Origin of the sequence: Novispirillum itersonii, assembly GCF_014205675.1 — a bacterium.
Classification (GTDB): Bacteria; Pseudomonadota; Alphaproteobacteria; order Rhodospirillales; family Rhodospirillaceae; genus Novispirillum; species Novispirillum itersonii_A.
This window is the reverse complement of sequence record NZ_JACIIX010000001.1, coordinates 667,227-684,075: the sequence shown is the minus strand read 5'-3', so window position 1 is coordinate 684,075 and position 16,849 is coordinate 667,227. Positions and strand designations below refer to the sequence as shown.

Genomic DNA, 16,849 nt, shown 5'->3' with positions numbered 1-16,849 from the left:
CCTGAGCTTGCGGAGGTTCCCATTCGTATCTCGCTGACCCTCGCCAACAATGCGCTGCTGCCGCTGGTGTTCGGCGCGCATAATGTCAATCTGGAGCGTCTGGAGACGGCGCTGGGTGTCACCGTTGTCTCGATGGGCAACACGGTGACCCTGGACGGGCCGGATGCGGCGGTGATCGCCGCCCGGGTGGCGCTGGAGGCCCTGTATGAGGAGGCCTGTAAGCACCCCGGCAAGGATATCGGCTTTGCCGAGGTTGATGCGGCGGTGCGGATGCAGCCGAAGCATCCGACCGAGCAGGTCAGCACGGCGGGGGTGGAGGATCTGACCATCCGCACCCGTAAGAAGTCGGTGGTGCCGCGCACCCCCAATCAGGCGGAATACATCCGCTGCATGCACCGCAATGAGCTGGTGTTCGGCCTCGGTCCGGCCGGGACCGGCAAGACCTATATGGCGGTGGCGATGGCCGTGGCGATGAAGCTGGCCGGGAAGGTTGACCGCATCATTCTGTCGCGCCCGGCGGTGGAAGCCGGGGAGCGTCTGGGCTTCCTGCCCGGCGACATGAAGGAAAAGGTCGATCCCTACCTGCGCCCGCTGTACGACGCCCTGCACGATATGCTGCCGGGGGATGTGGTCAGCAAGGCGATGGAAAGTCAGGAGATTGAGGTGGCGCCGCTGGCCTTCATGCGCGGCCGGACCCTGTCCAATGCCTTTGTCATCCTCGACGAGGCCCAGAACACCACCACCACCCAGATGAAGATGTTCCTGACCCGGCTCGGGCAGGGCTCGCGGATGGTGGTGACCGGCGACCTGTCGCAGATCGACCTGCCCAACGGCATCAAGTCTGGTCTGCGCGATGCACTGGATATTCTGGAAAGCGTGAACGGCATTTCGTTCATCCGCTTTACCGGCAGCGATGTGCTGCGCCATGATCTGGTGACCCGGATCGTCGGGGCCTATGACCGTCATGACCGGGGTCTGGCCCCGTACTGATCCGCCGGTTTCCGTGTTTTGACCGCCCGCAAGGACCCTGACTGTTCCATGGATGAAATTCTCGATCTGGCCCTGACCGTTGATGATCCGCGCTGGGAAGAGGCGATTCCGGTACTGGATGCCCTGACCGACCGGGTGGTGCGCACGGCGCTGGACATGGCCGGGGAGCAGGATCCGGTTGAGGTGTCGGTGGTGCTGAGCTCCGACTCGGCGGTACAGGCGCTGAACCGGGATTACCGGGGCAAGGACAAGCCGACCAACGTTCTCTCCTTCGCCAGCCGCGATCAGGATATGCCGGTTCTGCCCGGCGAGCCGGAGGTTCTCGGGGACATTATTGTCGCCTTTGAGACCACGCAGGCCGAAGCGGTGGAGCAGGAGAAATCCTTCAGCGATCACTTCACCCATCTGCTGGTGCACGGCACCCTGCATCTGCTCGGCTTCGATCATCAGGACGGGGACGAGGCAGAGGAGATGGAGGCCCTGGAGGTGGAAATTCTCGCCCGGCTGGGAATTTCCGACCCTTATGCTGACGGTGAGGTTGTCGCCGTCGACGATGACCGCTAGTATGGTTCCCGCGATCCCGCATTCATACATCAAGAGCGCCAATGAACGACGACTCTTCCAGTAGGAAGCCCCGCGATAGCGGGGCCGACGACTCCGGTTCCCTGATGTCGCTGCTCAAGCGGCTGATTCCGGGTTCCCGGCGCGGTGGCGACGACGCCGTCCGCGAAGCCCTCGAAGAACTGATCGAGGATGACGACGCCGAAGCAATCGACAGCCACGAACGGCTGCTGCTCGGCAATATCCTGCGTCTGCGGGATACCACAGCCTATGACATCATGATCCCGCGCGCCGACATCTTCGCCATTGATGTCAGCACGCCGCTGGCCGATGTGGCGGAACAGGTGGGGCGGACCGGGCATTCCCGCGTTCCGGTGTTCCGGGAAACCCTCGACGATGTCGTTGGCATGATCCTGATTAAGGACCTTCTGCCGGTGATTGCCCGGGGCCAGACCATGGACCTGCGCCACCTGATGCGGAAGGTGATGTTCGTGTCTCCGGCGATCCGGGTCCTCGACCTGCTGGTGGAAATGCGCCTGAAGCGCACCCACATGGCGCTGGTGGTTGATGAATACGGCGGCATCGACGGTCTGGTCACCATCGAGGATCTGGTCGAACAGATCGTCGGGGAGATCGAAGACGAACACGACGATGACAGCGAACCGGAAATGCTGTTGACCGGCGACGGCACCCTGACCGCCGATGCCCGGGTGGCGCTGGAGGATTTCGAGGACCGATTCGGCACCGTGTTCTCCGACGAAGACAAGGAAGACACCGATACGCTGGGTGGCCTTGTGTTCCGTCTGGCCGGGCGGGTGCCGCTGCGCGGGGAACTGATCTCCCACGCCAGCGGTCTGGAGTTTGAGGTGGTGGATGCTGATCCCCGCCATATCCGCCGCCTGCGGGTGCGTAACCTGCCGCAGACCACGGCCGCTGTCGAAGGTGCCTAAGTGTCCCTGATTCCCTTTGCGGACCGGCTCCGCTCCCTGACCGGGGGGCGGCGGCTGGCCGTCGCGATCGGTGCCGGTGCCGCCTCTGTGCTGGCCCTGCCGCCGTTGTTCGTGCTGCCGGTGCTGCTGCTGACCATCCCGCTGTGGCTGACCCTTCTGGACGGGGCGGAGCGCCGCCGGAGTGCCTTCTGGATCAGCTGGGGGTTTGGGTTCGGTTACTTTGCCGCCGGGCTGTACTGGATTGCCCACGCCCTGTTGATGGATGCCGCCCGGTTCGGCTGGATGGTGCCGTTTGCCATCGGCGGCCTCAGTGCGGTGCTGGCGGTGTATATCGGGCTGACCGGCCTGAGCGTGCATGTGCTGCGCCTGCGCGGGGCAGCCCGGGTGTTTGCCGTCGCCGGGGCCTGGACCCTGATGGAAATCCTGCGGGGGATTCTGCTGACCGGCTTCCCGTGGAACCCGCTGGGCAGTGTGTGGGCGGCGGTGCCGCCGGTGTTGCAGCTGGCCTCTCTGACCGGGGTGTTCGGTCTGTCCCTGCTGACGGTGCTGGTGGCGGCGTCGCCGGTGTGTGGCCGCAAAGGGGTGGCGGTGGCGGCGGCCGGGCTGAGTGCGGTTGCCCTGCTGGGCTGGCTGCGGCTGCCGTCCGGTCCGTCCCCGGTGGTGGATGGCGTGCGGCTGCGGCTGGTGCAGCCCAATATTCCCCAGACCCTGAAATGGGATGCTTCCGCCCGGGAAGACAATCTGCGCCAGTATCTGGCGCTGTCACAGCTTCCGGCGCTGGACCGTCCGCCGACCCATATCCTGTGGGGCGAGACGGCGGTGCCCTATGCGCTGGACGGGCAGAATGACGGTATGCTGCGGCAGATCATCGCGGCTCCGCTGGCGGTGCACCAGCCGGGGAATCCGCAGGCCGGGGTGATCGTCGGGGCGATCCGCGCGACTCCGGCCGGGCAGGAACCGTTCCGGATCTGGAATTCGATGGTGGCGCTGGACCCGTCCGGCACGGTCACCGGGACCTATGATAAAGCGCATCTGGTGCCGTTCGGCGAATATGTGCCCTACAAGTCGGTGCTGCCGTTGCCGAAGGTGACGGTGGGGGCCACCGATTATTCAGCCGGTCCGGGGCCGGCGACGGTGTCTCTGCCCGGTCTGCCGCCAGTGGGGCCGCTGATCTGTTACGAGGTGATTTTCCCCGGCGCGGTCGCTGACCCGGTCAACCGTCCGCAATGGTTGCTGAACCCGACCAACGACGGATGGTACGGATATTCCACCGGTCCGTTCCAGCACCTTGATACGGCAGTGCTGCGGGCGGTGGAGGAAGGGCTGCCGGTGGTGCGCGTCGCCAACACCGGTGTCTCGGCGGTGATTGATGCCTATGGCCGCACCACTGCCCGGATCGGTCTGGAGGTTGCCGGGTATACCGATGCGGACCTGCCGCAGGCCGTTGCCCCGACGCTGTTCAGCCGGATCGGGGTCTGGAGCAGTGTGGCCTTAGGTTTCCTGTCGCTGTTGGTGGGCCTGCTGTTGCAGCGTAAATGTGTCCGCCCGGACGCAGGGTGACCAAAACTGTGCCTGAACGGACAATCCTTTCGTCTGTGGCATTGCACTTAAGATTTACCCCGTTACGGTCATGGTCGATTTTAAATTTGGCCGTAAACGCCTGAAATTTCCGGAACCGGTGCCTGTCGGGCTGCTGGTCACTGTTCACCGGGGCAGGCAGGGGAGGACTACAGTGGCACAGGATGAGGATCTGGGCAGGTCGTTGCGCGGGCGGATGCCGGACGGGGCGCCGAACCCGGTTGATGTGCATGTCGGCAGCCGGGTCCGTCTGCGGCGGATGCTGATGGGCCTCAGTCAGGAGCGTCTGGGTGAGGCGCTGGGCCTGACCTTCCAGCAGGTGCAGAAGTACGAACGGGGCATCAACCGGATCGGGGCGTCCCGGCTGTGGGATCTCAGCCGGGTGCTGGGGACGCCGGTCGGCTACTTTTTCGATAATATGGATGAGGCGGTGGCCCGGGCCTCGCCGCGTCAGCTGGTTGACTGTCCGCCGGGAGACGATCCGGCGGGGCTTCCCGCCTCTGCCGATCTGACGGCAGGCAGCGCCGACGCCGGTCACCGCGAGGTGCTGGAACTGATCCGGGCCTATAACCGCATCGCTGACCCGATGGTGCGGCGGCGGATCTATGAGCTGACCCGCACGCTGTCCCTGTTGCCCGGCCTTGGTCTGGCCGATGCCGACAGTGCCGGTCTGCCGTCCCTGCCGGAGCCGGTGCTGGAGCATACCTGAGCCGCCGGAGGGGGGATTCCGGGCTTTTTCGCTGTTGAGGCTTGCGTCTTCCCGGTATTTCCGATACTCCGTGCCGGTTAAATGTGAACACACCGGACTGACCGCAGTGCCGGTGTGTGTTGTGTTTCACTCTCGCCATGGCCGGTATGCCTGTGCAGTCGGCTGGGGGCGTCATGCAGATCCCTGCGACGGAGGATTATCAGGTGGCGCTTAAAGACTACCTCTTCACCAGCGAATCGGTTTCCGAAGGGCATCCGGACAAGGTCTGTGACCGCATTTCTGACACCATCGTTGACCTGTTTCTGGAAGCCGACCCGTATGCGCGCGTCGCTGTTGAAACGCTGGCGACCACCAATTTTGTCGTTCTGGCTGGTGAAGTGCGTGGTCCGGACCACCTGAACCACGAGACCTTCAAGCAGAAGGCGCGTGAGGCGATCAAGGCGATCGGCTACGAACAGCACGGCTTCCACTGGAAGGATGCGGAGATCGTCTCCCACGTCCACAGCCAGTCCTCTGACATTGCACAGGGCGTTGACGCGCTGGGCAACAAGGACGAAGGTGCCGGTGACCAGGGCATCATGTTCGGCTATGCCTGCGATGAGACCCCGGAGCTGATGCCCGCCCCGATTCAGTATTCCCACCGGATCCTGAAGGCGCTGGCCGAAGCCCGCCACGCCGGGAACCGCCTGCTGGGCCCGGATTCCAAGTCGCAGGTCACCCTGCGCTATGTTGATGGCAAGCCGGTCGGTGCCACCTCGGTGGTGGTCTCCACCCAGCATGCCGCCAATGCCGATCAGGGCGAGATCCGTGAGCTGGTCCGCCAGCATGTTCTGGCCACCCTGCCGGAAGGCTGGATGTGCCCGGAAGACGAATTCTACGTCAACCCGACCGGCCGCTTTGTCATCGGCGGCCCGGATGGCGACTGCGGCCTGACCGGCCGCAAGATCATTGTCGATACCTACGGCGGTGCCGCGCCGCACGGCGGCGGGGCTTTCTCCGGCAAGGATCCGACCAAGGTTGACCGGTCTGCGGCCTATGCCACCCGCTATCTGGCGAAGAACGTGGTTGCCGCCGGTCTGGCCGAAAAGTGCCTGATTCAGGTGTCCTATGCCATCGGCGTGTCCAAGCCGCTGTCGCTGTACGTCAACACCTTCGGCACCGGCCAGGTGGACGAAGGCAAGCTGGCGAAGGTCCTGCCGGAGCTGATGAATCTCAGCCCGCGCGGGATCCGCGAGCATCTCGGCCTGAACAAGCCGATCTATGCCCGTACCGCTGCTTATGGTCACTTTGGCCGGACCCCGGATGCCGACGGTGGCTTCTCGTGGGAAAAGACCGATCTGGTCGCCGCGCTGAAGTCTGAATTCGGGGCCTGATCCCCCGTGCCGACCGGCCCCGGCGGAGCAATCTGCCGGGGCCGTTGTGCTTTCCGGACCCTTTTCTTTTGTCCCAGAGGCTGTGCCGTGTCCGAGACGCCTGTTCCGCCCGCTGAAAATGCTGATGACAAGCCGATGATCGACACCCGTTTTTACGGGCGCCGTAAGGGCAAGGCCCTGAAGGCCGGTCAGAAGGCCCTGATGGAAACCCTGTATCCGCGCCTGCGCCTGCCGCTGGCGGGGGAGGCGGAGGTCCCGACGGACCTGAAGGCGCTGTTCCCGCGCCCGGTGCAGGAAGTGTGGTTGGAAATCGGTTTCGGCGGTGGGGAACATCTGGCCCATCAGGCCGACACCCACCCCGACATCGGCCTGATCGGGGCGGAGCCGTTCGTCAATGGCATCGGCAAGCTGCTGAAGCACATTGATGAAAAAGGCGTCGAGAACATCCGCATCTATGGCGAGGATATCCGGCCATGGCTGAAGGAGCTGCCGGACGCCTGTCTGGACAAGGTGTTCCTGCTGTTCCCGGATCCGTGGCCGAAGACCCGCCATGCCGACCGCCGCTTCGTCAATCCGTGGAATCTGGATGTGCTGGCCCGGGTGATGAAGGACAACACCCTTTTCCGGGTGGCGTCGGATGACATGACCTACATCCGCCACACCCTCAGCGTCGTCCCGGTGCACCCGGAGTTTGACTGGCTGGTGTCGGGGCCGGAGGACTGGCGGGTGCGCTGGCCGGATGCCATCGAAAGCCGGTATGAGGCAAAAGCCCACCGCGAGGGCCGGACCCCGAAGTACCTGACCTTCCGCCGCCGTCCGCGCGCCTGAGGCCGCGTTTCAGGCCTCGCCCCCGGTTTTCAGGCGGTAGCCGATTCCCGGTTCCGTCAGCAGGAACCGGGGGCGGGCCGGATCCTCTTCCAGTTTCTGGCGCAGTTGCCCGATGTAGACCCGCAGATAGGCGGTGTCTTCGGTGTGGGCCGGGCCCCACACCGTCCGCAGCAGGTGGCGGTGCGTCAGCACATGGTCGGGGGCGGCGGCTAGACAGGCCAGAAGATCCCATTCCCGTTTCGACAGATGCAGGTCTGCCCCGTCCCGGGTGATCACCCGCCGCGCCAGTGACAGGCTGACCGGCCCAAGGGTCAGGGTATCGCTCTCCTCCGGTGCCGTCCGGGTCCGCAGCAGCGCCCGCAGCCGGGCCATCAGCTCGGCGATGCCGAAGGGCTTGACCATGTAGTCATTGGCACCCCGGTCCAGCGCTTCCACCTTGTCAAATTCATCGGCCCGCACCGACAGGATGATGATCGGGCAGTCGGAAAACGCCCGGATGGCGGAGATCACCTCCTGCCCGTCGCCATCGGGCAGGCCAAGGTCCAGCACCACCAGATCCGGCTTCAGGGTCCGGGCGGCGGCGGTTCCGGCGGCGGCGGAGTCCGCCTCGCTGACGCGGTAGCCGTTGGCACTCAGCGAGATGCCAAGGAACTTGCGGATCTGCGGTTCGTCGTCGATGACAAGAAGATGGGCGCTCATGCCGGGACCCCGGGGACTGTTTCCGGCATAGGTAACCGCAGGATCAGGCTGGCGCCAACCCCATTCAGGCCGCTGTCCGCCTGGAGGGTGCCACCGTGGGCGGTGACAATGCCCCGGCAGATCGCCAGCCCCAGCCCGGTGCCGGATTGCCGGTCATTCCGGTCCACCCGGTAAAACATGTCAAAAACCCGCTCCCGGTCCTCCGGCGGAATACCCGGCCCCTGATCGCTGATCTCCAGCGTCAGGGTCTGGCCATCGTGTCCGGCCCAGACGGTGATGGTGCTGTCCGGCGGGGCATATTTGCGGGCATTGTCGAGCAGGTTGAACACCACCTGCTCGATCAGGACCGGATCAACGCAGATCAGCGGCAGGGCCGGTGGCAGGGTAATCCGCACAGTGTGCCGTTCCAGCAGGCGTCCGGCCCGGCGGCGGGCGGCCTCGATGATGTCCGGCAGGTCAACCCAGTCGGTTTTCGGGCGCAGGGCCCCGGCTTCCAGCCGGGTCATGTCGAGCAGGTTCTGGACAAAACGGTTCAGCCGTTCGGCTTCGTCCTGAATGGTCTGCGACAGGTCGGTGCGCTGGGGGTCAGTCAGTGACGGGCCATAGGTGATCAGGCTGGAGGCAGCGCCCATGATCGACACCAGCGGGGTGCGCAGGTCGTGCGACAGCGACGACAGCAGGGCGGCGCGCAGGCGTTCCCGCTCGGTGGCGACGCGGGCGGTTTCGATGTCGCCGACCAGCGTGGTGCGTTCGATGGCAATAGCGGCCTGATCGGCCAGCATGTCGAGAAGCTGCCGCAGATCCGGGGCCGGGGGCTGGTCACTGTCCTGCCGTACGCCCAGAATCCCGACCGCACCGCGGGCGGTTTTCATCGGCAGGAACAGCCATCCGGCAGCGGGCAGGGTGGCGGTGCCGCGCCCGGCCATCCGGCCATTGTTCCACGCCCAGTCGGCGGCAGCGGCAGAGGTATCGTCCAGCCGGTCTTCCGGCGGATATCCGGCGGCAATCCTCAGGGTCCCGCCATCCGGCATTAACACCAGAGACCGTCCGTGCAGGGTGGCGGCAACGTGATGGGCCACCGCCCACAGCACATCATCCTGTGTGACGGCGGCACTGACGGTGCGGCCAAAGGCATAAAGGGTCTCGGTCCGGCGGGCGTTTTCCCGCAGCCGGTCCACCTGTGTGCGCAGCCGGGCCGCCAGTTTGCTGACCGTCACCGCCGCCAGCAGGAAGAACACGATGGTCAGGATGTTCTGGCTGTCGGTGATGGCGAAGGTGTAGCGCGGTTCAGTGAAAAAGAAATTGAAGCTGAAGAAGCAGGCCAGCGAGGTCAGGATTGCCGGAGTCTGCCCGGCCCGGATCGCCACCAGCAGCACCGCCATCAGATAGGCCACCGAGATGTTGGCCAGCGGTAGGTCAAAGTGGTCAATCAGCCCGCCGAGCAGGGTGGCACCAATAATGGTGGAGAGGGTCAGCAGGGCTGCCTGCCATGGAAATGGAGGGACCGGATCGGCGATTGGGGCGATGGCGGCGGGCTTTCTCTCCCCCGGGGGCACCACCAGAACGCTGATCTCCCCGGATCCGGCCAGAATCCGGTCAGCCAGAGGCCGGTACCATGGCCACAGGCGGCTCCAGGGGCCCGGCAAGGGGCGGCCGGTGACGATCAGGGTAACATTGGTGGTGCGGGCGTGATCCAGCAGGGTGCTGGCAACGTCGGTTCCGTGCAGGGTGCGGGTTTCCGCCCCCAGCTGCTCCGCCAGCCGCAGGGCCGCATCCAGCGCCGCCTGCCGGGCCGGGGAGCCGTGCAGGCTGCCCGGTGTCTCGACGGTGACGGCGGACCACGCCGATCCGCGCCGCTCGGCGGAGCGCCTGCCGATCCGCACCAGCCGTTCCGCTTCCTCGCCGGTGCCCAGACAGACCATCACCCGTTCCCGGCTCGGCCACGGGCCGCTAATGGCGTGGGCCCGCATGTAATCGACCATCTGGCGGTCAACCCGCTCGGCGGCATGGCGCAGGGCCATCTCGCGCAGGGAGGTCAGGGTGGCGGGGGAGAAAAAGTGGTGCATCGCCCGCCGCGCCTGATCGGGCACATAGACCTTGCCATCCTGAAGGCGGCGGATCAGATCGTCGGGCGGCAGGTCGATCAGTTCGATGGCATCGGCGGCGGCGAACACGCTGTCTGGGACGGTTTCGCGGACCTTGATGCCGGTGATCTGTTCCACCACATCGTTCAGCCCTTCCAGATGCTGGATGTTGAGGGTGGTGTAGACGTCGATCCCGGCATCCAGCAGGTCCTCGACATCCTGCCAGCGCTTCAGGTGGCGGCTGCCGGGGACGTTGGAATGGGCAAACTCGTCGATCAGCGCCAGTGCCGGATGGCGCTGTAACAGCCCGTCCAGATCCATTTCCGGAAAGCTGCGGCCCCGGTGGTGGACCTCCGCCAGCGGCAGCAGCGGCAGGCCGTCCAGCAGGGCCCGGGTTTCCGGGCGCCCGTGGTGTTCGATCACCCCGGCCAGCACATCGACCCCGGCCCGCAGCTTTTCGTGGGCGGCCGACAGCATGGCGAAGGTCTTGCCGACACCGGGGGCGGCACCGAGGAATATTTTCAGGTGGCCCCGCTGGTCCCGCCGGGCTTCGGCCAGCAGGGCATCGGGAGACGGGCGCAGGTCAGGCGGTGTCGGCATCGGAACGGGCGGATCTTTCAGGGCGGGGAGGGCAGCAGGGAATTCAGGGCGTTAACGTCAAGCCGGGTCCGGCCGCAGGCGTCCATGGTGTCACAGTGGGCCAGTGCCCGCACCTGCTGTTGCAGCCGCTGCCGGTCAAGATGACGGGTCCCGGCGATTTCCCGGCTTTGCAGCATCGCATCGGCGGCGCTCACCGACCCTGTCCCGCCGGTCGGGTGGAACGCCGGGACCGGAGGGGGATGCAGCACCGGCTGGACCGGCGGCGGCGGGCTGCCATCCAGTGGATGGCGGGGCAGAAGGATCAGGATCCCGGCCATGAGCGACAGGCTGAGGATCAGGGAAACTCCGGAACTGCGGCGGGGCATGGTGCGCCTCCTCCTGATGCCCGGCCGGAACCGGTCCGGGACCGATCGGGTCCCGGGGTGGTTCCGGCCGGGCGGGCGGTCATGACGGACGGGGGTACAGATGGTCCAGAGCGCGGTTCAGGCGCAGGACATTGACCCGGGGTTCCCCCAGCAGGCCAAGGTCCCGCCCTTCGCTGACGGACTGGATCAGGTCGCGCAGGGCGGCGGCGGGGATGCCGCGTTCCTTGGCCACCCGCGGAACCTGCCACAGCGCGGCAGCCGGGGTGATGTGCGGGTCAAGGCCGGAGGCCGAGGCGGTGACCAGATCCACCGGGACCTGTGCCGGAGCCTCCGGGTTGGCGGCCCGCAGGGCGGTCACCCGGGCGGCCACGGCGTCTACCAGCGGGCGGCTGCTGGGGCCGAGGTTGCTGCCGGAGGAATTGGCGGCGTCATAGCCGGTTCCGGCAGCGGAGGGACGGCCCTGAAAGTAATCCGGCCGGGTGAAGCCCTGACCGATCAGGTCGGAGCCGATGACGGTGCCGTTCTGTTCGATCAGGCTGCCACCGGCCTGCCATGGGAACAGGGTGTTGGCCAGCCCGGTGACGGCCAGCGGATAGGCCAGCCCGGTCACCACGGTCATCACACCGGTCAGGACGAGGGCGGGGCGCAGAATAGACAGCATGGATTTACCTCCTGTGACGGATCAGGCCAGCCCGAGGGCGGTGATGATCATGTCGATGGCTTTCAGGCCGGCGAAGGGCACGATCAGGCCGCCGAGGCCATAGACCAGCAGATTGCGCTTCAGCAGGGTGGCGGCATTGGCCGGGCGGTAGCGCACCCCACGCAGGGCCAGCGGAATCAGGGCGATGATGATCAGGGCGTTGAAGATGATCGCCGACAGCACCGCCGACTGCGGGCTGCTCAGGCCCATGATGTTCAGGGCCTGAAGCTGCGGATAGGCGGTGATGAACAGCGCCGGGATGATGGCAAAGTACTTGGCCACATCGTTGGCGATGGAGAAGGTGGTCAGGGATCCCCGGCTCATCAGCAGCTGTTTGCCGATCATCACGATTTCGATCAGCTTGGTCGGGTCGCTGTCGAGATCGACCATGTTCCCGGCCTCGCGGGCCGCCTGAGTCCCGGTGTTCATCGCCACGCCGACATCGGCCTGCGCCAGCGCCGGGGCGTCGTTGGATCCGTCGCCGCACATGGCGACCAGCCGTCCGCCCTGCTGGTAGTCGCGGATCAGCTCCAGCTTCTTTTCCGGCGTCGCTTCGGCCAGCACGTCGTCCACCCCGGCTTCGGCGGCGATGGCGGCGGCGGTCAGCGGGTTATCGCCGGTGATCATCACGGTCTTGATGCCCATCTCGCGCAGGGTGGCGAAGCGTTCGCGGATGCCCGGCTTGATGATGTCCTTCAGGTAGATCACCCCCAGCGGCCGGTCATCGCGGGCCACCACCAGCGGCGTCCCCCCGGCCTTGGCCACCCGCTCGACAGCGGCGGTCAGCTCGCGGGTCAGCGCGGTGGGCAGCGACCGCCGCTCGCCGATGGATTTCAGGATCGCATCGGCGGCCCCCTTGCGGATTTCGCTGACGGCGGTCATCACCCCGCCCCAGCTGATGCCGCTCAGGCTGACGCCGCTCATGCGGGTGTGGGCGCTGAAGGGCAGGAAGGTCATCCCCTCCCGCGACGGATCGGGGAAACTGAAGCGGGTGCGGGCCAGCGCCACCACCGACTTGCCTTCCGGCGTCTCATCGGCCAGCGAGGACAGGAAGGCGGCTTCAGCCAGATCCCGTTCACTGACCCCGCCGACCGGCAGGAATTCGGCGGCCTGACGGGCCCCCAGCGTGATGGTGCCGGTTTTGTCCAGCAGCAGCACGTCAATGTCCCCGGCGGCTTCCACCGCCCGCCCGGATTTGGCGATGACGTTGAAGCCGACCAGACGGTCCATCCCGGCAATGCCGATCGCCGACAGCAGGCCGCCGATGGTGGTCGGGATCAGGGTGACAAACAGGGCGGCCAGAAACACCGGCGGCAGCTCCGCCTTCGACCACAGGGCAAACACCGGCAGGCTGGCAACGACGATCAGGAAGATCAGGGTCAGGCCGGACAGCAGGATGGTCAGGGCGATTTCGTTGGGGGTCTTCTGGCGCTTGGCCCCTTCGACCATCTGGATCATCCGGTCGAGGAAGCTTTCGCCGGGGTTGGCGGTGATCCGGATGATGATGCGGTCAGAGACCACCCGGGTGCCGCCGGTGACGGCACAGCGGTCGCCGCCGGATTCGCGGATCACCGGAGCCGATTCGCCGGTGATGGCGCTTTCGTCCACGGTGGCGATCCCCGAGACCACATCGCCGTCGCCGGGAATAATGTCTCCGGCGGTGCAGACCACCAGATCCCCGGTGCGCAGCAGATGGGCGGGGACGCTGTCACCCTGAACGGCATCGATGGAGGGAATGCGCTGGGCAACCCCGTCGCTGCGGGCGCGGCGCAGGCTGTCGGCCTGAGCCTTGCCCCGGCCTTCGGCGATGGCCTCGGCGAAGGTGGCAAACAGCACGGTGAACCACAGCCACGCGGTGATCTGGGCCATGACAACCAGATGGGTGGTCTCCCGCACCGTCAGGATGGTGGAGACCAGCGCCACCACGGCGGTGGCAAACAGGACCGGATTGCGGATCAGCGAACGGGGATCCAGCTTGCGCACCGCGTCAACGGCGGCCTCGGCCAGCACCCGGCGGGTGATCCACGACAGGCCCGGCCCCTTCGAGGGGGATCCGGTGGAAAGGGAGGACGACATGATGGGGTTCCTCAGAACAGAAGACCGCTGGCGAGCGACAGATGCTCGGCAACCGGCCCGAGGGCGAGGACGGGGAAGAAGGTCAGGCCGCCGACAATCACCACCACCAGCGTCAGCAGGGTGATGAACAGGCCGGAGTGGGTCGGGAAGGTCCCGGCCGTGACCGGCACCGGGCGGCGGGCCGCCAGAGCCCCGGCGATGGCCAGAACCGGTACGATCACCGCAAAGCGGCCGATCAGCATGGCCAGACCCAGCAGGGTGTTGTGCAGCACGGTGTTGGCGCTGAACCCGGCGAAGGCTGACCCGTTGTTGGCGGTGGCGGAGACATAGGCGTAGAGCAGTTCGCTCAGGCCGTGCGGCCCGGCATCCTGAATCGAGGCAGACCCCAGCAGCAGCGCCACCGATCCCAGCCCGAGGATACAGGCCGGGAAGGCCAGCACCGCGATCATCGCCAGGGTGATTTCCCGGGATTCGATCTTTTTGCCGACATATTCAGGGGTGCGGCCGACCATCAGCCCGGCGATGAACACCGCCAGCAGCACGAACAGCATCATGCCGTACAGACCGGCCCCGACGCCGCCGATGATCACTTCGCCGAGCATCATATTCACCAGCGGCACCATCCCGGCCAGCGGCATCAGGCTGTCGTGCATGGCAACCACCGCCCCGCAGGAGGCTGCGGTGGTGACGACCGAGAACAGCATGGAGGCGGCAATGCCGAAGCGTACTTCCTTGCCCTCCATCGCGCCGCCCGGCTGCCACGCCCCAAGGGCCTGATCGGCCCCGATGGCGGTCAGCGCCGGATTGCCCGCCGACTCGGCCCCATAGGCCACCGCCACCCCGATCAGGAACAGCACGCCCATACTGGCGAACAGGGCCCAGCCCTGCCGCACGTCACCGACCATCCGCCCGAAGGTGTTGGTCAGCCCGGCCCCGATCAGGAAGATCGCGGTCATGTGGATCAGGTTGGTCAGGGCGGTGGGGTTTTCAAACGGATGGGCAGCGTTGACGTTGAAGAAGCCGCCGCCGTTGGTGCCCAGATGCTTGATCATCATCTGGCTGGCCACCGGACCGAGGGCGATGGTCTGCTTTGCCCCTTCCAGGGTGGTGGCGTCGGCAGAGGGGGCCAGTGTCTGCGGCACGCCCAGCGCCACCAGCGCCAGCGCCCCGAGGATGCACAGCGGCAGCAGGATGTAGAGGACGGACCGGGTCAGATCGACGGTGAAATTGCCGATCCCCTTGGCGGAGCGGCGGGCGAAGCCCCGGATCAGGGCAACGGCAACCGCCATGCCGCTGGCGGCGGAGACAAAGTTCTGCACCGTCAGTCCGGCCATCTGGCTCAGATAGCTGAGGGTGGTTTCCCCGCCGTAGGACTGCCAGTTGGTGTTGGTGGCAAAGCTGGTGGCGGTGTTGAAGGCCAGATCCGGGGCGACGGCCCCCAGTCCGGCCGGGTTGAGGGGCAGCAGCCCCTGCACCCGTTGCAGGGCATACAGCAGCAGGACCCCGGCCAGCGTGAAGGCCAGCAGGGTGGCGGTATAGCGGGTCCAGTGCTGGTCGTCGTCGGCGCTGGTGCCGCACAGCCGGTACAGCGGCCGTTCCAGCCAGCGCAGGGCGGTGACCCGGCCGTCATAAACGCGGGCCATATACCCGCCGATCAGCGGGGTCAGGGCACAGATCAGGGCGACGAACACCACGATCTGGAGGATGCCATTGGCGTCCATGGTCGGGTCCTCAGAACTGATCGGGATGGAACAGGGCGTACAGCAGATAGGCTGCCAGCCCCAGTGCGGTGGCCGCCGTCAGGGCAAGGCCGAAGGGGTCGTCGGAGAACGTCATGGCATCCTCCTCAGATCCGGGCGCACAGGCGCATCAGCAGCGCCGCCGCCCCGAAAAAACCGGCGATCAGGCCGGTGAACAGCAGATCGGACACGGGGGTCCCTCCAGATGTGGATGGCCGGGAGTCTGTCCCGGCCCTACCGGCGGAGTGTCGCGCTGCGGGCCGTTAAGGATCGATACGGTTCTGGGGGGCGGATTTTTATGCGGCCTTTATGCGGCCGGGGTCACTCGTCGATATCGGCGAGGGTGATGGTCAGGGCCGGGCGGCGGCGGCCCAGTGTGTGCAGACTGTCCCGCAGGGCCTGCGGTGTTGACCAGCGCACGCCGCGCAGGGTGCCGGGGGCAAGGGGACGGCGGCGGGACCAGCCGATCAGCCAGTATCCGCCGTCCTCCGCCGGGCCGAACACCAGATCTGCCGCGCGCAGGGCCCGCAGGGCGGCCGCGATGTGTGCGGGGGTGATGCCGGGAATATCGGTGCCGGTCAGCACCACCGGACCGGATCCGGGGGCGGTGCGCAGGGCATGCAGCATCCGCTGCCCGAGATCCCCCCGGCATTGAGTGGTCCGGGTGACGGGACCGGACAGGCGCAGGCCATCCGCTGCCGGGCTTAACGCCAGCACCGTCTGCCAGCGCCGGTCCCGGCCAAGGGTCCGCAGCAGGCCGGACAGTTGCCGCTGCTGGAAGCGCAGGGCCTGTAACGCGCCGATCCGCCGGGCCAGCCGGGTTTTGCCGGTGCCATAGCGGGGGCGTTTGCCGAACAGGATCAGGCAGGGGTGCTCCGTCATCGCCGGTACCGCTCCGCCAGAGTCTGCGGGTCTGTTCCCAAGGCATAGCGCAGCAGCAGGGCGGCGTTTTTCAGGGGGCGGCGGATCCAGCCATCGCGGCGGTAACGGTCGGCCCCGGTGGTCAGGGCGGCGGGCAGGATCCGCAGACGCCGCCGCCCGATCCGCCGCACCAGATCGACATCTTCCATCAGGGGCAGCGGGCGGTATCCGCCGATGGCCCGGTACAGGGCCGCGGAGATCAGCAGGCCCTGATCGCCCCACGGCAGGCCCAGCCAGCGGCTGCGCAGGGTGGCGGCCGTAGCGATCACCGTCGCCAGCGGATGTGGATCGTCAAAACGCAGGGCAAAGGCGGCAGCCTGATCGGGGAAGGCCCGGCAATGACCGGTCAGCAGGGCAGGCCATGCCACCGGGAGGAGGCTGTCAGCGTGCAGAAACAGCAGCCAGTCCGCTCCGGCGGCCAAGGCCGCTTCGGCCCCGGTGATCAGTTGCGGTCCCCGTCCCGCCGGGCCGGTCAGGAGGCGGGCGGCATGGCGGGCGGCAACCGCCACCGTGTCATCAGCGGATCCACCGTCACTGACCCAGATGCGGCTGACCGGGGCCTGTTGCAGGGTCGGCAGCAGCCGGGACAATGCCGGGGCGGCGTTCAGGGTGGGGATGATGACATGCAGCATGCCCCGACTATGGCCCGGTGTGCGACCAAAGAAAAGGGGACCCC

Annotated in this window: 16 protein-coding genes; 7 read left to right on the top strand and 9 right to left on the bottom strand. The window is 66.7% G+C overall.

The window, feature by feature from the left end; translation table 11 throughout:
• Positions 1-66: 66 nt before the first annotated feature.
• From FHS48_RS03135 to trmB, 7 genes are all read left to right on the top strand, one after another.
• Complete coding sequence (locus FHS48_RS03135; protein ID WP_311769068.1) at positions 67-990, top strand: PhoH family protein; 924 nt, start codon at positions 67-69, stop codon at positions 988-990.
• Between the two features lie 48 nt (positions 991-1,038).
• Positions 1,039-1,554, top strand: a complete 516-nt coding sequence (gene ybeY, locus FHS48_RS03130) for an rRNA maturation RNase YbeY (RefSeq protein ID WP_184261285.1) — start codon at positions 1,039-1,041, stop codon at positions 1,552-1,554.
• A gap of 41 nt (positions 1,555-1,595) precedes the next feature.
• Complete coding sequence (locus FHS48_RS03125; protein ID WP_260402296.1) at positions 1,596-2,501, top strand: hemolysin family protein; 906 nt, start codon at positions 1,596-1,598, stop codon at positions 2,499-2,501.
• Positions 2,502-4,061, top strand: coding sequence for an apolipoprotein N-acyltransferase (gene lnt / locus FHS48_RS03120; RefSeq protein WP_184261283.1), 1,560 nt, complete (start codon positions 2,502-2,504; stop codon positions 4,059-4,061).
• 214 nt (positions 4,062-4,275) lie between these two features.
• Positions 4,276-4,788 carry a helix-turn-helix domain-containing protein gene (locus tag FHS48_RS03115; protein WP_184261401.1) on the top strand — a complete coding sequence of 171 codons (513 nt, stop codon included), beginning with the start codon at positions 4,276-4,278 and terminating at the stop codon, positions 4,786-4,788.
• A gap of 203 nt (positions 4,789-4,991) precedes the next feature.
• Entirely contained in the window at positions 4,992-6,161 is a 1,170-nt protein-coding gene (metK, locus tag FHS48_RS03110) for a methionine adenosyltransferase (RefSeq protein ID WP_184261281.1), read from the top strand.
• 135 nt (positions 6,162-6,296) lie between these two features.
• Positions 6,297-6,989, top strand: a complete 693-nt coding sequence (trmB, locus tag FHS48_RS03105; RefSeq protein WP_184261399.1) for a tRNA (guanine(46)-N(7))-methyltransferase TrmB — start codon at positions 6,297-6,299, stop codon at positions 6,987-6,989.
• A 9-nt stretch (positions 6,990-6,998) separates the two neighbouring features.
• On the opposite strand, the gene FHS48_RS03100 is transcribed toward trmB, so the two are convergent.
• From FHS48_RS03100 to FHS48_RS03060, 9 genes are all read right to left on the bottom strand, one after another.
• Entirely contained in the window at positions 6,999-7,688 is a 690-nt protein-coding gene (locus FHS48_RS03100; protein ID WP_184261279.1) for a response regulator, read from the bottom strand.
• A complete protein-coding gene (locus FHS48_RS03095; protein ID WP_184261277.1) occupies positions 7,685-10,372 on the bottom strand; it encodes a sensor histidine kinase in 2,688 nt (895 codons plus the stop codon). The genes FHS48_RS03100 and FHS48_RS03095 overlap by 4 nt, the downstream gene beginning before the upstream one ends.
• A gap of 17 nt (positions 10,373-10,389) precedes the next feature.
• A complete protein-coding gene (locus FHS48_RS03090) occupies positions 10,390-10,737 on the bottom strand; it encodes a hypothetical protein (RefSeq protein WP_184261275.1) in 348 nt (115 codons plus the stop codon).
• Positions 10,738-10,816: 79 nt separating this feature from the next.
• The gene (kdpC, locus tag FHS48_RS03085) at positions 10,817-11,398 is read right to left on the bottom strand and encodes a potassium-transporting ATPase subunit KdpC (protein WP_184261272.1); all 582 of its coding nucleotides are present in this window, start codon (positions 11,396-11,398) and stop codon (positions 10,817-10,819) included.
• Between the two features lie 21 nt (positions 11,399-11,419).
• Positions 11,420-13,513, bottom strand: a complete 2,094-nt coding sequence (gene kdpB / locus FHS48_RS03080; protein WP_184261269.1) for a potassium-transporting ATPase subunit KdpB — start codon at positions 13,511-13,513, stop codon at positions 11,420-11,422.
• Between the two features lie 11 nt (positions 13,514-13,524).
• On the bottom strand, positions 13,525-15,234 hold the full coding sequence (gene kdpA / locus FHS48_RS03075; protein WP_184261266.1) for a potassium-transporting ATPase subunit KdpA: 1,710 nt from the start codon (positions 15,232-15,234) through the stop codon (positions 13,525-13,527).
• A gap of 10 nt (positions 15,235-15,244) precedes the next feature.
• Positions 15,245-15,349 carry a K(+)-transporting ATPase subunit F gene (gene kdpF, locus FHS48_RS03070; protein WP_184261263.1) on the bottom strand — a complete coding sequence of 35 codons (105 nt, stop codon included), beginning with the start codon at positions 15,347-15,349 and terminating at the stop codon, positions 15,245-15,247.
• A 224-nt stretch (positions 15,350-15,573) separates the two neighbouring features.
• On the bottom strand, positions 15,574-16,134 hold the full coding sequence (locus tag FHS48_RS03065; protein ID WP_184261260.1) for a TIGR04282 family arsenosugar biosynthesis glycosyltransferase: 561 nt from the start codon (positions 16,132-16,134) through the stop codon (positions 15,574-15,576).
• The gene (locus tag FHS48_RS03060) at positions 16,131-16,805 is read right to left on the bottom strand and encodes a TIGR04283 family arsenosugar biosynthesis glycosyltransferase (RefSeq protein ID WP_184261257.1); all 675 of its coding nucleotides are present in this window, start codon (positions 16,803-16,805) and stop codon (positions 16,131-16,133) included. The genes FHS48_RS03065 and FHS48_RS03060 overlap by 4 nt, the downstream gene beginning before the upstream one ends.
• Between the last annotated feature and the right edge of the window lie 44 nt (positions 16,806-16,849).

Bases quoted from the DNA above. Each gene is read 5' to 3' on its own strand.
- FHS48_RS03060 (WP_184261257.1), bottom strand. From the start codon at position 16,805: ATGCTGCATGTCATCATCCCCACCCTGAACGCCGCCCCGGCATTGTCC.
- trmB (WP_184261399.1), top strand. From the start codon at position 6,297: ATGATCGACACCCGTTTTTACGGGCGCCGTAAGGGCAAGGCCCTGAAG.
- FHS48_RS03100 (WP_184261279.1), bottom strand. From the start codon at position 7,688: ATGAGCGCCCATCTTCTTGTCATCGACGACGAACCGCAGATCCGCAAG.
- kdpC (WP_184261272.1), bottom strand. From the start codon at position 11,398: ATGCTGTCTATTCTGCGCCCCGCCCTCGTCCTGACCGGTGTGATGACC.
- kdpA (WP_184261266.1), bottom strand. From the start codon at position 15,234: ATGGACGCCAATGGCATCCTCCAGATCGTGGTGTTCGTCGCCCTGATC.
- FHS48_RS03065 (WP_184261260.1), bottom strand. From the start codon at position 16,134: ATGACGGAGCACCCCTGCCTGATCCTGTTCGGCAAACGCCCCCGCTAT.
- ybeY (WP_184261285.1), top strand. From the start codon at position 1,039: ATGGATGAAATTCTCGATCTGGCCCTGACCGTTGATGATCCGCGCTGG.
- FHS48_RS03115 (WP_184261401.1), top strand. From the start codon at position 4,276: ATGCCGGACGGGGCGCCGAACCCGGTTGATGTGCATGTCGGCAGCCGG.
- FHS48_RS03095 (WP_184261277.1), bottom strand. From the start codon at position 10,372: ATGCCGACACCGCCTGACCTGCGCCCGTCTCCCGATGCCCTGCTGGCC.
- kdpF (WP_184261263.1), bottom strand. From the start codon at position 15,349: ATGACGTTCTCCGACGACCCCTTCGGCCTTGCCCTGACGGCGGCCACC.
- kdpB (WP_184261269.1), bottom strand. From the start codon at position 13,513: ATGTCGTCCTCCCTTTCCACCGGATCCCCCTCGAAGGGGCCGGGCCTG.
- FHS48_RS03125 (WP_260402296.1), top strand. From the start codon at position 1,596: ATGAACGACGACTCTTCCAGTAGGAAGCCCCGCGATAGCGGGGCCGAC.
- FHS48_RS03090 (WP_184261275.1), bottom strand. From the start codon at position 10,737: ATGCCCCGCCGCAGTTCCGGAGTTTCCCTGATCCTCAGCCTGTCGCTC.